The organism is Macrococcus sp. GL_134 (assembly GCF_057834705.1).
On sequence record NZ_CM174409.1, the window covers coordinates 1,037,815 to 1,053,397 of the forward strand.

Here is a 15,583-nt window from a genome sequence, read left to right on the forward strand (position 1 = left end):
AACAAGGAGTTAACAATGAAATTTACAACTTTAACAAGAGCACAATTCGGCGAGTTTTGTGATCAACAGCCGTACAGCCACTTCACACAGATGGCAGTCAATTACGATTTAAAATCCTCTGAAGGAACAGAAACTCATTTAGTGGGTGTAACAGAAGGTGACAAACTCATCGCTGCTTGTTTGCTGACTGCAGTTCCTGTGCTGAAAGTTTTCAAATACTTCTATTCCAATAGAGGACCGGTCATGGATTACAGCGATACAAAGCTCGTTCAATTCTTTTTCACTGAGCTGAAACGCTACGCGAAAAATCATAGAGCACTTATGGTCAGAGTCGATCCGTACGTACCTTATCAACGCTGGAATCACGATGGCGACAAGCTGGGAACGTATCCTGCCGCTTCACTGCTTGAAACAATGCCGAAACTCGGCTATCAACATCAAGGATTTACGACCGGATTTGATCCGATACACCAAATACGCTGGCATTCTATTCTCGACTTAACAGACAAAGATGACAAAGATGTACTACAGAATATGGACAGTCTTCGTAAAAGAAACACTAAAAAAGTTTTAAAAAATGGAGTTAAAGTCAGATTCCTTAAAGAAGATGAAATACATCTTTTCCGTCAGTTCATGAAAGATACAAGTGGAAAAAAAGCATTTCTCGATAGAGATGATCAATTTTATAGTGACCGGATGAAATACTTTGGTGATAGAGTACTCGTACCACTGGCATATATTGATTTCAATACTTATATTCCTGAACTGGAAGCTGAACGTGATAAATTGGACAAAGAAATCACTAAAGCCGAACAGGATCTCATTAAAAAACCAGATAATAAAAAAGCATTGAATAAAAAATCAGCAGCCGAACAGCAGATGACTTCTGTAGCAGAAAAGCTGAAGGAGGCAGAAGAACTTCAAGCTATCCATGGTGAAACACTGCCGATAGCAGCCTCTTATTTTCTGATCAATCCGTATGAAGTGGTCTATCTGGCAGGAGGATCATCTAATGAATTCCGCCATTTTGCAGGCTCTTACGCCATCCAGTGGAAAATGATCAACTATGCGCTGGAACACGGCATCAATCGCTATAATTTTTACGGTATCAGTGGTGATTTCAGCGACGAGGCAGAAGATGCAGGGGTTATTAAATTCAAAAAAGGCTTCGGGGCAGACGTAATAGAATATATCGGTGATTTTGTAGCACCTATTAATAAGCCGGTCTATCGAGCTTACAGCGCACTCAAACGCATCAAAGGATAGTTAAAGCTAGAAAGAGAGGTATGAACATGCAATTTACAGAACTGACCGTTAAGGAATACAGCACCTTTATGTCAACAACTCCATTGATGAGTCATTATTTCCAGGTCAAAGAGAACATTAAAAATAGAGAACAAGAGGAATCAACTGTTGTGCTGCTCGGCGTAAAGCAGGGGAACGAGGTCATCGCAGCCAGTCTGTTCTCAAAAATACCGATGTTCGGCAGCTACATGTATTATTCCAATAGAGGTCCTGTCCTTGATTTTCATAACAAAGAACTCGTCACTTACTACTTTAAATCCTTGGATCAATACTTGAAACGTAACCAATGTCTATTGGTCAAAGTGGACCCGTATTGGATTTATAAAACATATGATAAAGATGTTAATTATAAGGCTGAGAACGGTACTAACCAAGCAATCGTCGACCTGCTGGAATCGTTAGGCTACAGTCATGGTGGTTTTACGAGAGGTTATACGACGGATACACAAGTAAGATGGATGAGTGTTCTGTATTTGGATAATCAAACACCTGCGATGATTATGAAGCAGTTTGACAGTCAACGTAAAAGGAATGTGAAAAAATCACAAAAATATGGTGTCAAAATCAGAATGCTGGCACCAGAAGAGCTGAATGTATTCCTGGAACTCTATAAGGAAACAGAAGAACGTACGGGAATGCTTGGTCGTGACGATGATTATTTCCGTCAGTTTGCTGAAAACTATGACAATAAAGTCATTATGCCGCTTGCATATATCGACCTTGATGAACATATCGGCAGCTTAACAGAAGAACTAAATACCGCTGAAACGAAGCGTGATCAGATGATGACGCACGATAATAAAAGCGATAAGCTCATAAAAAAAATAGCGGATTTAGACAAACAAATTAATCAGCTGCAGCAAAACTTACTGGATGCCAATGAACTGAAAAAAACAGATGGACGAATACTGAATCTTGCTGCAGGCATGTATTTCGAAAATCACTTTGAAATCAATTATTTCTCTGGTGGTTCAAGCAATAAATATAGTCAGTTCATGGGACCATATGCCATGCATTGGTATATGATCAATTATTGTTTTGAACATGGATACAGCAGATATAATTTTTATGGTATTTCTGGAGATTTCTCTGAAACCGGCGAAGATTATGGTGTCTACCGGTTTAAACGTGGTTTTAATGCTCAGATCGAAGAACTTGTCGGAGATTTCACTAAAGTGATCAACAAACCTAAATATACTTTGTATCAGACAGCTGGCAAAGCTGGCCGCGGTGTTAAGACCATCGGCCGAAAAATCATCCGTAAATAACATAAAATCCGGACCACATAAATGTGTCCGGATTTTGCTGTGTCAGTGAATGATATGAGCAGCCTAGTTTTTTCGATATTCTAGTTTACATAATATATATTATAGGAAGATATGTATAAGAGAAGTAAACTGCTGATGATATTACCTCTCTTAACTTCAATCAAATATTATTTAATATAGCTTAGTTCATAAGCAGCAATAGTTCCTGACATCTCATGGCTTGCTAACAACAAAGGTCGATGGACCGGTGAATCTTCTTTAGGGATAAACGTTAAACCTTCCGGCGACACATCACCATTATCAGCTGCTTTAAAATAAGCCTCGAATTTTGGTTTTGTCGGATTATCGATATTATACACTATAATGCCGTTAGTTCGTTCCAGACCAATAAATGCATATTGATGACCGTCAATTTTTCCTACGGTCACTGATTCAGGTTCAGGTCCTTTGTCATCACTTCTTGAATCAAATTCAATTTGACCGGGTTCTTCCTGGCTGCTGTTAAATGCATCCGGCCATGCGTTTGCTGTAATGGTTTCAAAATCATCTCTGCTGTCATAAACGCGTTTCATAGAAGCCGCTTCAAAGACAGAGAATGAACGCCCTCCGAATGTAACAACGGCGTTATACAGGCCGTCTTTGCCCGTCAAAGGATTGTTGATAGATGTTTTTAGACGTCCTAATGCATTTTTATCTTTCAGAATGCTTGATTTAAATCCCTTAAAATAAGCAGATGACGTATTGTATTGAGCCGCAATATCACCGACACGTGTCTCTTCACTAAATCCCTTATAATCCTGTGTATCCCCTTCATTAGCTGTCAGTAAATAAGTTTTACCTTTGTAATCGACATGACTGATGCCATCTGGTTGAAGCATACCGTACACTGGATAATTTTTGAGGTTGATTTTCTTATCCTTGTCCGAGGCATCCATTGCTGCTTTATGATGATAACTCTTATATCCCAGTCCTTTGACTGATACAATGGCTTTGCTTTGAAGATCTACCTTAGCGATGGCATTACGCTCTTGAATAGATACATATGCATATTCATTTTTGCTATCGATTGTGACATATTCAGGTTCAATATTCAAAAAGCTTTCTTCAGAAGTTCTACCTAATGCTCGAATATTCTTAGGCACCATTTGACGATTAAAATAACGTGTGTCGGCATGTTTTTGTTTGATCAGACCTGTTTTATTTGTTTTGATGATTGATACTGAACCTTCAGGGTTGACTGTATAGTCATCATTAGGTTCACCTTCGTTCGCCACTACCAATTGTCTGCCGTCAGTCGTAAACGTCAGCATATCCGGCAGCGCCCCTACTTCAACCTGGCTTAAAAATTCACCTTCCATGGACATGAAGACGACATGACCATTATCAGTTTTGTTAGCAGCAGGTACAGTAACCGCTATATAACGATGTTTTGGATGAACAGCAACACTTGTAATATCCGAACCTTCTGCTTTTAAGTCTTTCAGAAGCACGCGCTTATACAACGGGAATTTTCCAGATTTCAAATGAGAAAGATCTAAAATATCCAGCGCATTCGCTTCACCGTTTACAGAGTATGCACGCTTGAATTTCTTGTCATAAGCAACTATTTCTGTCCCACTTTCTCCGAATTTTGCCTGAGAATCATAACGGGCTAACTGTGATACTTTTACGTGGCTATTCGAACCATAAGACGACACAGAAGCAGCTTCTGCGACAGGTGATAATAAGAGCGTTGATAAAGAAGCTGCTGTTAACCATTTAACTGCTTTATTCATTTGACAATCTCCTCCGTATTGCATGATACTTTGATTGTAGAAGACTGATGTAAATTAACAATGAACATTGTAAATGGCAGGTGAATTCTCTGTTTCATAATCATTATTTTTAAATAAAAAAGAACGCCTTAAGCGGCATTCTTCCTTAACGCTCATTATGATCGTCATAACGCTCTCTATTCGCTTTGTCTTCAAATTCCTGTTTTTCATGAGCCGTTCGTCGTTCTCTTTTCTTACGTTCACGGCTATCTTTCGTGACATACCAGAAAATCGCGCTTAAAATAAGCGAAATGACCGTCAGGAATATGGCATACCCGAGCAATGCCGGATATTTGATGTCAAAGAAATTCGGTAAGATGAACGCACATACTGCAAGAATTAAAAACGTTAAGAGTGGTGCGATTATAAACTTGTTCATAAATAATCCGAATACTAAAGATAAAAGCAGCATGCCAATAATAGAGATCAGTAAAAAGTTAGGTATCTCTGTATAACTGATATCCCCTAGAAGAAACATCTTTACAGCCTCCTTTCTCAAAAATTGATTCCTCATTATTGTACCCTAAAATGTTGTAATAAATATAACAATCATTAAATGTTAAGATAATTCTGAGGTTTCAGCCATTTTTCTAATGATTTATCGGAATCCGATAGGTATAATTGGATTATATAAGAGAGGAGAGGTATAAATGAGTTTACCATCTAGGCAAGATGTAAATGTTGAAGAAACATGGGATTTAAGTCCCCTGTACAGCAGTGAGGATGAGTTCTATCGTAGTTTGAATCATACCATTGAATCAGTCAGAGCCTTCAATGCTGATTATCAAGGAAAACTGACTGATGCACAGGTCATTGAAGAGATGCTCGATCAACTAGTAGATATCGAAGTTAACATCGACCGGTTAGGAAATTATGCTTCTCTAAATTTAAGTACAGATCAATCCAATGCAGATGCACAGAAGCTCTACAGCAAGTTTGATTCTTCATTCGGAGAAATCGCCAGTCTGCTGTCGTTTGTTGATTCGGAACTGCTTCAACTCGATGAATTATTGCTTGAGGAAGTAAAAAATACGACTCAGTCCTATGAGCGATACATCGAAAAACTCCTACAGAAGAAACCTTATCAACTTCATCCCGAAGTAGAAAAAGTGCTCGCTGCATTTTCATCTACATTTAATGCACCCTATAATCTCTATGATACAACAAAGCTGCTGGATATTGATTTCGGTACTTTTGAAGCTCACGGAAAAGACATCCCACTCAGTTATGTTTCTTTTGAAGGAGAGCTGGAAGTCGATTCTGACACGGAAGTGAGAAGAAATGCCTTCAGAAAATTCTCAGATACACTGAAAAAATATGAAAATACCACTGCTAAAACATATGATATGGCGATTCAGCAGGAAAAAACTGAATCCAAACTTCGCGGTTTTGAATCAGTGATTGACTTCCTGCTTCAGAGACAGGAAGTTTCCCGCGATTTGTATAACCGTCAAATCGATCTCATTACTACTGATCTTTCCCCCCATATGCAGCGCTATGCAAAACTATTACAGCGTACCAATGGGCTTGAAGAAATGAGATTCGAAGACTTGAAGATTTCACTGGATGAAAGTTATGAACCTGAAATCACGGTCGAAGAATCTAGAGATTATATTAGAAAAGGTCTCTCAGTCATGGGCGAAGATTATATGAAACTTGTTGAAGCGGCTTATGATAATCGTTATATAGACTTTGCACAGAACAAAGGTAAATCAACAGGCGCATTTTGCGCAAGTCCTTACTCAACTAACCCGTTCATTCTTATATCATGGACATCTAAAATGACTGAAGTATTTGTGCTGGCACATGAACTGGGTCATGCAGGTCATTTCAACTTAGCTAACAAACATCAGAATGTCTTTGATGCAAGCAGCTCTATGTATTTCGTTGAAGCTCCGAGTACAGCGAATGAAATGCTGATGGCAAATTATCTATTAAGCGAATCAGATGACCCTAAATTTAAGCGCTGGGTTATTTCGACTATTATCTCTAGAACGTATTATCACAACTTTGTCACTCACCTGCTGGAAGCGGCCTATCAACAGGAAGTATACAACCGTGTCGATGCTGGCGAAAGTATGACAGCACCTGAGTTAAATGGCATAAAAAAAGAAGTGATCTCTCAATTTTGGGGGGATGCCGTTGAAATCACTGAAGGTGCTGAACTGACATGGATGAGACAGCCGCATTACTATATGGGATTATATCCTTATACGTATTCAGCTGGTCTCACAATCTCTACACTGATGGCGAAGCGTATTCTTGAAGAAGGCGAACCTGCAGTCAATGAATGGATTGAAGTACTGAAGGCAGGCGGCAGCAAACCGCCGGTAGAATTAGCAAAAATGGTCGGCATAGACTTATCAACTGACCAGCCGTTAAAAGAAACTATTGCCTACATCGGTTCTCTCATCGATGAACTTGAACGACTGACAGATGAAATCGAAGCAGCAGAATAGTTGAATCCCTCCATCATCAGTGATGGAGGGATTTTTTTAGTCCTTCTTCTTCAGTTCTTCTTCAGCCTTAAGCCGTTTTGCATCTTCTTCTCTGCCAATCGCAGTCTGTCTTCTGAAGACATAGAAAATGAGTAATGCACAGACCCCTAATAAAGGCAGCCCTATTAAATCAGGAGAATTCATCAGCCCGTTAAAACGCACGAGCAGAAAAAAGAACAGCATCCACATTAAACTGAGAAAAAGAACGAAAATCTTGTCATCCTGCTTCATTACATCCTCCTTTTAGTATAAATACTTATAATATAAATACTTAAAATTATTAATATATTCCGTTTATTATCATACTTTAAAACCTGAGATAATCGTTAAATATAATGAGCCCGAATTATCCATTTATAGTTAAATGATTGAGTCGGGCGATTATATTATACTGGATAGACCCCATGTTTTTTACGGGCTGTCTTCTGGAATTTACTGTCGAGTGATGCATACTGGTCAATCAATGTTTCCCTCAGATGATCAGGATCAACGATGTCGTCAATCACCATCTCACTTGCCAGCCGGTAAATATCAATATCATCCTTGTACTCATCCTGCTTCTGCTTGATGAACGCCGGACGCTCTTCTTCAGACAGCTCAGCAATCTTGTTGGCATATACCGCATTTACCGCTGCTTCCGGTCCCATGACGGCGATGGACGCAGTCGGCAGTGCGATGCTGTAATCCGGCTCAAAAGCCGGTCCTGCCATCGCATAGAGCCCTGCACCGTATGCTTTACGGATAACAACAGATATTTTCGGAACAGTTGCGCTGCTCATCGCAAAAAGCATCTTCGCGCCGTGCCTGATGATTCCTGCACGTTCTACTTGTGTGCCGATCATAAAGCCCGGGATATCCATCAGGAATAACAGCGGAATATTAAATGCATCGCACAGATTGATGAACTTCGCCGCCTTATCCGCTGAATCCGGGAACAGGACGCCGCCTTTCATTCGCGGCTGATTGGCAATGATGCCGACTGGTTTACCGTCAATTCTTGCAAGCCCGGTGATCAATTCGCGGGCAAACAGCTTCTTGATTTCCAGAAATGAGCCTTCGTCAATCAGCTGGTTGATGACATCCATCATGTTAAGCGGTGCATTCTGATTGTCCGGAATAAGGGAAGCGAGTGTCTTGTCAGCCGCTTTAACAGCCTTTGATTCGACAGTGGCAGGCAGCTCATTGAAGTTCTGCGGGAAAAAAGCCATATAATCTCTTGCAAACTGCAATGCCTCTTCTTCAGATTTCACGAGTACATCACCACATCCTGAGACTGAACAGTGCATTTTAGCGCCACCCATTTCTTCCAGTGTCACTTTCTCGCCGATGACTTTCTCTGCCATACGCGGTGAACCTAAATACATCGATGCATTCCCTTCAACCATGACTACAACGTCACAAAAAGCGGGTATGTATGCTCCACCGGCTGCTGACGGTCCAAACAACAGACAAAGTTGTGGTACTTTGCCGCTCATCTCGATCTGATTATAGAAAATGCGTCCCGCACCGCGACGGCCTGGAAACATTTCAATCTGATCAGTAATTCTTGCACCAGCGGAATCTACCAGATATAGCATCGGAATATTTAATGTCATCGCTTTCTCCTGGATACGAATCATCTTCTCAACGGTACGTTTCCCCCATGAACCTGCCTTAATAGTTGAATCATTTGCCAGAAAAGCAACTGGACGACCATGAATTTTACCGATTCCTGTGACCACTCCATCAGCCGGCAGGTCTTCAGCCATATGATTGGCAAAGCGCGCGTCTTCTATGAATTCTGCTTCATCAAATAATAATCCCAGTCTTTTTCTGACAAACAACTTGCCTTTCGCACGATTTGCTTCATGATATTTCTCTTTTCCACCTGCATATATCTTTTCGATTCTTTCGTTTAATTTCACGTTATCCCTACTTCCCCTTATAGTTTGGTTGCCGTTTCTCTTTGAATGCCTGAAGTCCTTCAATGCGGTCCTCTGAATTGAGGACGATATTATAGCATTCACGTTCATAAATCAACCCTTCATCAATCGATAAGTCTACCGCTTTATTAACTGCCTGTTTAGCCGCCTTTAATGCAAGTGGCGCGTTTTTGGCCATCCGTAGAGCCAATTGAATAGCTGCTGATAAGACATCAGCTGCCACCTCTTCAATGATTCCAAGCTTCAGTGCTTCTTCTGCTGAAATAGGTTCTGCTGTGAAAATCAGCTGTTTTGCTTTTGCCGGACCGATCAACCGTGTGAGGCGCTGCGTTCCTCCTGCACCCGGTATAATACCGAGCGACGTCTCTGTCAGACCGATCTTAGCAGAAGGGACTGCCATTCTGAAATCGCATGCTAGCGCAAGTTCCAGTCCTCCACCATAAGCTCCGCCGTTCATTGCTGCAATCGTCACAAAAGGCACATCTTCCAGTAATTTAATTTTTGAACCGATGTTAAGACTCGTCTCGTTAGCTTCTTCAGGCGTCATACCGTGTCGTTCCTTTAAATCTGCTCCCGCACAGAATACATTTCCATTACCTGTGATAATCAGAACACGTGTTGACAGTTTATCAAGAGCTTCCTGAAGCTCGTTAAGCAGTGCTCTATTAAGTGCATTTTTACTATCCGGACGGTTCAGTCTCACTATTACAATACTATCGTTATAATGCTCCACGGTTAATAGTGTCATCGACTGCCCCCCTTATATTTTCTCAGCTGACTGCTGACTGGTGTGATATTTAATGTAGTTGTAATAAAATCTGCTGTCTTAAGCAGTTGCCCGCTATCAATTCCAGTCGTTATGTTGAGCTGATCCATTAAGTAGACGACGTCTTCTGTTGCTACATTGCCTGATGCACCTTCAGCATAAGGACACCCTCCTAATCCACCGACGGATGTGTCAAAAACAGAGATACCATGTTGAAGACTGACATAAATATTGGCGAGCGCTAAACCATTGGTATCATGAAAATGCAGAGCAATCTTAGATGCATCAAAATCAGTGAGCAGTTCTGTCAGCACTTCATCTACTTGGCGGGGATCAGCCATCCCGGTCGTATCGCCCAGCGAGATTTCGTACACACCTAGAGCATAGAGCTCAGTCATCAGCTGCTTCACCTGCTCCAATTCAATCTTATCTCCAAAAGGCGATCCAAAGACCATTGAAATATATGCCCTGATGTTGTAGCGGTCACAACTGTTCTCAATAACATGCTTAATATCAGCCATTGCTTGTTGTACAGATTTGTTCAAATTTTTCTGATTGTGAACTTCAGAAGCGGAGATAAACACCGCAATTTCATTGAGGTTCGTCTGAGCAGCACGTTCCAACCCTTTTATATTAGGTACTAACGCACTATATTGCGCTGACCCTGACAGCTGCTTGAGCAGTTCGTCTGCATCACTCAGCTGCGGAATCCATTTCGGATGTACAAAAGAAGTGGCTTCTATATAAGATAGGCCACTTGCTTCTAACATCTCGATTAATTTCAGTTTGATTTCTGTAGGTACCTTCTGGGTTTCATTTTGAAGTCCGTCTCGTGGACCGACTTCCTTAATAACCACTTCAGCTGGTAACATAAGACTCCCCCTTATTCAATAATCGCGACAATATCTCCTTCATTGACGAAATCGCCTTCTGCTACTTTGATTTCTTTGATGGTCCCTTCATCTTCAGCCATAATCGGGATTTCCATCTTCATAGATTCAAGAATCATAATATCTTCATCCATCTCTACGTTATCACCGACCGCTTTGACAATTTTCCATACGCTTCCTGACATCGTTGCTAATACTTCCATTGAAATCATCCTTTTCCTATAAATTGAGTGAAGCGCTTACAGTTGATTATGAAATAGTTTACTTAGGCTGACCAGCCTTTTTTTGAGCAATTTGTTCATCTACAAAGTTCGTAGTGTATTTGCCTAAACGGAATACATCATTATTCAAGCATTCGATTAGCATCGTCCGATTCGTTTTAATTCCTTCAATTTCAACGGCTTCAAGATAATCAAGTAATGAATGTATCGCTTCATCACGCGTGTCTTGATGACTGATAATCTTGGCAATCATCGGATCGTAAAACGGTGTAATCTTAATTGGACCATCAATGGCTGCGTCTAATCTAATATGTGACTGCGGCCAATTGACATGTGTAATATCGCCGGGTGACGGGAAGAACGTTTTCGGGTCTTCTGCATATAACCTCACTTCAATGGAGTGACCGCGCTGTTTGACATCCTGCTGCTTAATCTCTAGTGGTTCATCGTTCGCAATTTTCAGCTGCCAGTAGACAAGGTCTATGCCAGTGGTCTCCTCAGTTACAGGATGCTCAACCTGCAGCCGCGTATTCATCTCAAGAAAATAAAAATTTTCATCTTTATCAACTAAAAATTCCACTGTTCCGGCATTGGAGTAACCGATTGCCTCTGCAATCTTCACTGCTGTTCTGCCCATCTCTTCTCGTGTTTCTTGGGAGAGATTGGCGCTTGGAGATTCTTCGATGACTTTTTGATGGCGTCGTTGAACGGAGCATTCACGTTCATAAAGGTGAATCGTATGGCCATGCTGATCTGCAAGCACTTGAATCTCAATATGTCTCGGCTCTTCTATGAATTTTTCGATGAACATCGTGCCATTGCCAAAAAAGTTTTCAGCACGTCGTTTGTTGCTTTCAAATGCTTTTTCAAGTTTAGAAGGGTCATCAATTCGCTGCATACCGATACCCCCGCCGCCAGCACTTGCTTTTAGCATGATCGGATAGCCGATTTCTTCAGCAAATTGCTTCGCCGCTTCGGCATCTTCAATATCATTCTTACCGGGAACGAGCGGAATACCATGCTGTGCCATCAGTTGACGGGAAGCTATCTTATCTCCCATCTGCTCAATGGCTGATGCATTTGGACCGATAAAAACAATCCCCTGTTCCTGGCAGGCAGTGACAAACGCGGTATTCTCGCTCAGCAGTCCATATCCAGGATGAATGGCATCAACCCCATGTTTTTTTGCAGCTTCTATGACTTTATTGATATTTAAGTAGCTGTCTTTTACTTGATCCTTACCAATAAGTTCAGCAGCATCTGCTTCTTTGACAAAAGGCATCTGCTCATCAGCTTCTGTATATATGGCAACAGTCTTGATATTCTGATCTTTGCAGCCTCTGATGATTCGCCGGGCAATTTCTCCTCTGTTTGCAATCAATACCGTTTTGAACACATTACTCATCTCCTTTGTGAACATCTTCTTGTGCCAGTTCTCTTAATTTGAACTTCTGAATCTTGCCGGAAGCGGTCATAGGGTACTCGGGAACAAAATGAATATATCTCGGTATTTTGTAATGAGCGATTTTCCCTTTGTAATAAGCTTTGACATCTTCAACAGTTAATTCATGATTATCTTTCAGAATAATGTATGCGACAAGTTCTTCTCCATACGTTTCATCAGGAACGCCGACTACTTGAGCATCTTGAATGGCGGGATGCTCATATAGATACTCTTCAATCTCACGCGGATAAATATTTTCTCCGCCTCGGATGACCATATCTTTAATACGACCCGTAATAGAGAAGTATCCATTGTCATCCATGACAGCAATATCACCCGTATGAAGCCAGCCGTCCTCGTCGATAGCAATAGCAGTTGCTTCAGGATTCTTATAATACCCCTTCATAACAAGATAGCCTCGTGTCACCAGTTCCCCAGGTGTATTCGCCGGCACTTCCTCACCTGTTTCCGGATTAATGACTTTAGCTTCAACGTTCGGATGAACTTTTCCAACTGATGAGACTTTGAGTTCAATAGGATCGTCTGTCGTTGTTTGTGTGATGACTGGTGATGATTCCGTCTGACCATAGCAGATGGTAATTTCATTAGCACCCATTTCAGACATCACTTTCTTCATCACTTCAATTGGACAGATAGAGCCCGCCATAATACCTGTTCGCAATGTCTGAGTGTTATAGCGACCGAAGTTCGGTGAATTCAGTTCTGCAATGAACATGGTCGGAACGCCGAGCAGGCTCGTACATCGATAGTCCTGGATCGCCTGTAGTACAGTATCCGGCTTAAAACTCTCAATGATAACCATGGATGACCCGTGGTTGACTGCAGCAAGCACACCGAGAACACAGCCAAAACAATGGAAGAAAGGGACTGGTATGCAGACCACATCTTCACTTGTATAATCCATTCTTCCCCCGATGATATTTCCATTGTTGACGATATTATAATGCGTCAGCATGACACCTTTCGGAAATCCAGTCGTCCCTGAAGTATATTGAATGTTGATGACATCATTGAAGTCTATCTGCGCCATTCTCTGCTGAAATGCATCGTCTGTCACCTCATGACTTCTTTCAAGTAACTGATTCCAGCTGACGAAGCGGTCATCTTCAAAATCACGCATCGATACAACGGTCTTCAATCTTGGCAGCATGCTTGATTGGATATCATGACCATTGCCGTCAGCGAGTTCCGGAATCAAATTAATGACAATATCTCTGTAATTTGTTCTCGACACTTGTTCAGTCAAAATCAGCATTTTTGCATCTGATTGGCTGAGAATATATTCAAGCTCTGACTTCTGGTAACTCGTATTGATCGTCACAAGGACTGCACCTATTTTGGCCAGTGCAAACATCAACTGCAGCCATTCCTCTTTATTATCACTCCATACAGCAACATGATCCCCTTTTTCCAGCCCATAGGCCATCAGTGACCTACCGAGCTGATCCGTCTCTTCATCGAACATTTGATAAGATTTCGTCACTTGACGTTCAGGATAAATATATGCAGTGTGTGCGGGATGAAGCTCTGCTTTTTCTGTCAACAGCTGGCCGATTGTTTGTTCCTTAAGTCCCATCTCCATTTGTTGTTCCCCCTATTTCAACACTTGACGCGAAATCACCATGCGCTGGATTTCAGAAGTACCTTCACCGATTTCTAGCAGCTTGGCATCTCTTAAATAGCGTTCCACCTCATATTCACGCATGTAGCCGTAGCCGCCGTGTATTTGAATGGCCTGATTCGCTGTTCGGAACGCCGTTTCAGATGCGTAAAGTTTTGCCATTGCCGCTTCTTTCGTAAAGGGTCTACCGTTATCTTTCAGCCACGCTGCCTTATGAACCATCGTCCGTGCCAGTTCTACTTCCATAGCCATGTCTGCTAATTTAAATTGAATGGCCTGGAAATTTGAAATAGATTGCCCGAATTGTTTGCGCTGCTTGGAGTAGTTAACTGCTTTTTCAAGTGCTCCCTGTGCAATTCCGACTGCAAGTGCGCCGATGGATATACGGCCACCGTCAAGTGTCTTCAAGAATTGTTTGAAACCTGCTTCAGGATCACCCAACAGATTTTCAGTCGGCACTGTCACATCATCATAGACTATTTCACATGTATTTGAGCCTCGTACACCCATCTTTTCATAAGGAGACGTGATTTTTAATCCGGCTGAATCGGTCGGTACTAATACTGCTGAAATAATATTCCTGCCATCTTCACGCTTTCCTGTAACAGCAGTCGTCGTAATAACGTTTGCGTACTGTGCATTTGTAATCCAGCATTTCTCACCGTTAATGACAAAATTGCCATCGACTTCTTTAGCAGTGGTGCGCGTTCCACCTGCGTCACTGCCGGCGTTAGGCTCTGTTAAACCGAATGACCCGAATGCCTTGCCTTCAATAATAGGCACTAGAAACTTCTGCTTCTGTTCTTCAGTTCCGAATTGGTAAATAGGTGTCGCGCCAAGGCTGACATTCGCAGCATAACTTAATCCCGTACCCCCGCAGACACGTCCAATTTCTTCGACTGCCAGACAATAACTCAATGTTCCACCGTCTGAGCCCCCGTATTCTTCAGAGAATGGAATACCAAACAATCCAAGCTCGCCCATCTGCTTGAAAATTTCCAGATCCATCTGTGCGGTTTGATCGATTTCAACTGCGCGCGGGCGAATCACTTCTTCTGCGAAATCTCTCGTCATTTTCTTAATCATCTGCTGTTCTTTTGATAAATCAAAATTCATTGTCTAGCACCCCTTAAATGATTGTTATCTATTAAAAACCGACCATTCGGTCTTTAATGCCGCAAGGAAAAACTTTAAGAATGACTTCTTAAAGCGTTAAATACGAACCGCTTCATATCTTCAGCAATTTCCTGCAATGACTTCCTGCCATCAGGCTTGTACCAGGTGTACATCCAATTGACCATACCGAGGATAGACATTGTAATGACTGTCGGGTTGATATCATCTGTAAATGAACCATCCTGCTGCCCTTCAATAATGATAGCTTCTACTGCTGACTTGAACTTGCGCCTCGAAGCGACAATCTCAGACTTATACTCATCAGCAAGGTACTTGTTTTCATCATTGAATACAGTGATATGAGCTTTATAGCGGTCATAAACGAAAATAAAATGTGTTAACACATAGTCAAGTTTGTCAGCCGGAGTCAAATCCTTATCCTCGAGTTCATCGACTAAACGATTCACATGATTGATAAAACTCTCGTGAATACGATAAAGTAATTCATCCTTAGACTTGAAGTGATGATAGAATCCTCCTTTGGAAGAACCGCTATGGATCACAATGCTGTTGACTGTAGTATTCTTAAAGCCGTTTTCCTCAAACAAAATCAATGCAGATTGGACAAGTCTGCTCTGTAAATCATCTTGCACATTGAACACCTCATTACCTTTATAAATTAATCATATCAAAGAAA

At 41.5% G+C, this 15,583-nt stretch carries 14 protein-coding genes; 3 read left to right on the plus strand and 11 right to left on the minus strand.

Features of this window, described 5'->3' with window-relative positions:
• The first annotated feature begins 15 nt into the window (after positions 1-15).
• Positions 16-1,266, plus strand: a complete 1,251-nt coding sequence (locus AC3IPL_RS05280) for an aminoacyltransferase (RefSeq protein WP_489239540.1) — start codon at positions 16-18, stop codon at positions 1,264-1,266.
• Positions 1,267-1,292: 26 nt separating this feature from the next.
• Positions 1,293-2,573 (plus strand): aminoacyltransferase, encoded by a 1,281-nt coding sequence (locus AC3IPL_RS05285; protein WP_489239541.1) that lies wholly within the window; start codon positions 1,293-1,295, stop codon positions 2,571-2,573.
• Positions 2,574-2,740: 167 nt separating this feature from the next.
• On the opposite strand, the gene AC3IPL_RS05290 is transcribed toward AC3IPL_RS05285, so the two are convergent.
• Together AC3IPL_RS05290 and AC3IPL_RS05295 are read right to left on the minus strand one after the other, a co-directional pair.
• Positions 2,741-4,348, minus strand: coding sequence for a choice-of-anchor I family protein (locus AC3IPL_RS05290; RefSeq protein ID WP_489239543.1), 1,608 nt, complete (start codon positions 4,346-4,348; stop codon positions 2,741-2,743).
• A gap of 145 nt (positions 4,349-4,493) precedes the next feature.
• Positions 4,494-4,865: a DUF2651 family protein gene (locus AC3IPL_RS05295; RefSeq protein WP_489239545.1), complete on the minus strand. Its 372-nt coding sequence runs from the start codon at positions 4,863-4,865 to the stop codon at positions 4,494-4,496.
• Between the two features lie 172 nt (positions 4,866-5,037).
• On the opposite strand from AC3IPL_RS05295, the gene pepF reads away from it, so the two are divergent.
• The gene (gene pepF, locus AC3IPL_RS05300; protein ID WP_489239547.1) at positions 5,038-6,846 is read left to right on the plus strand and encodes an oligoendopeptidase F; all 1,809 of its coding nucleotides are present in this window, start codon (positions 5,038-5,040) and stop codon (positions 6,844-6,846) included.
• Positions 6,847-6,882: 36 nt separating this feature from the next.
• On the opposite strand, the gene AC3IPL_RS05305 is transcribed toward pepF, so the two are convergent.
• The 9 genes from AC3IPL_RS05305 to AC3IPL_RS05345 form a co-directional block, all read right to left on the minus strand.
• Positions 6,883-7,116, minus strand: coding sequence for a hypothetical protein (locus AC3IPL_RS05305; RefSeq protein ID WP_489239549.1), 234 nt, complete (start codon positions 7,114-7,116; stop codon positions 6,883-6,885).
• A gap of 155 nt (positions 7,117-7,271) precedes the next feature.
• Complete coding sequence (locus AC3IPL_RS05310) at positions 7,272-8,810, minus strand: acyl-CoA carboxylase subunit beta (protein WP_489242279.1); 1,539 nt, start codon at positions 8,808-8,810, stop codon at positions 7,272-7,274.
• On the minus strand, positions 8,797-9,555 hold the full coding sequence (locus AC3IPL_RS05315; RefSeq protein WP_489239550.1) for an enoyl-CoA hydratase-related protein: 759 nt from the start codon (positions 9,553-9,555) through the stop codon (positions 8,797-8,799). Before AC3IPL_RS05315 ends, AC3IPL_RS05310 begins: the two co-directional genes overlap by 14 nt.
• Positions 9,552-10,445 carry a hydroxymethylglutaryl-CoA lyase gene (locus AC3IPL_RS05320; protein WP_489239552.1) on the minus strand — a complete coding sequence of 298 codons (894 nt, stop codon included), beginning with the start codon at positions 10,443-10,445 and terminating at the stop codon, positions 9,552-9,554. The genes AC3IPL_RS05315 and AC3IPL_RS05320 overlap by 4 nt, the downstream gene beginning before the upstream one ends.
• Positions 10,446-10,456: 11 nt before the next feature.
• Entirely contained in the window at positions 10,457-10,666 is a 210-nt protein-coding gene (locus AC3IPL_RS05325) for an acetyl-CoA carboxylase biotin carboxyl carrier protein subunit (protein ID WP_489239554.1), read from the minus strand.
• Positions 10,667-10,724: 58 nt separating this feature from the next.
• A complete protein-coding gene (locus AC3IPL_RS05330; RefSeq protein ID WP_489239556.1) occupies positions 10,725-12,080 on the minus strand; it encodes an acetyl-CoA carboxylase biotin carboxylase subunit in 1,356 nt (451 codons plus the stop codon).
• Position 12,081: 1 nt separating this feature from the next.
• Complete coding sequence (locus tag AC3IPL_RS05335; RefSeq protein WP_489242280.1) at positions 12,082-13,725, minus strand: AMP-binding protein; 1,644 nt, start codon at positions 13,723-13,725, stop codon at positions 12,082-12,084.
• Positions 13,726-13,743: 18 nt separating this feature from the next.
• The gene (locus AC3IPL_RS05340) at positions 13,744-14,886 is read right to left on the minus strand and encodes an acyl-CoA dehydrogenase family protein (protein WP_489239558.1); all 1,143 of its coding nucleotides are present in this window, start codon (positions 14,884-14,886) and stop codon (positions 13,744-13,746) included.
• Between the two features lie 74 nt (positions 14,887-14,960).
• Positions 14,961-15,539, minus strand: coding sequence for a TetR/AcrR family transcriptional regulator (locus AC3IPL_RS05345; RefSeq protein ID WP_489239560.1), 579 nt, complete (start codon positions 15,537-15,539; stop codon positions 14,961-14,963).
• Between the last annotated feature and the right edge of the window lie 44 nt (positions 15,540-15,583).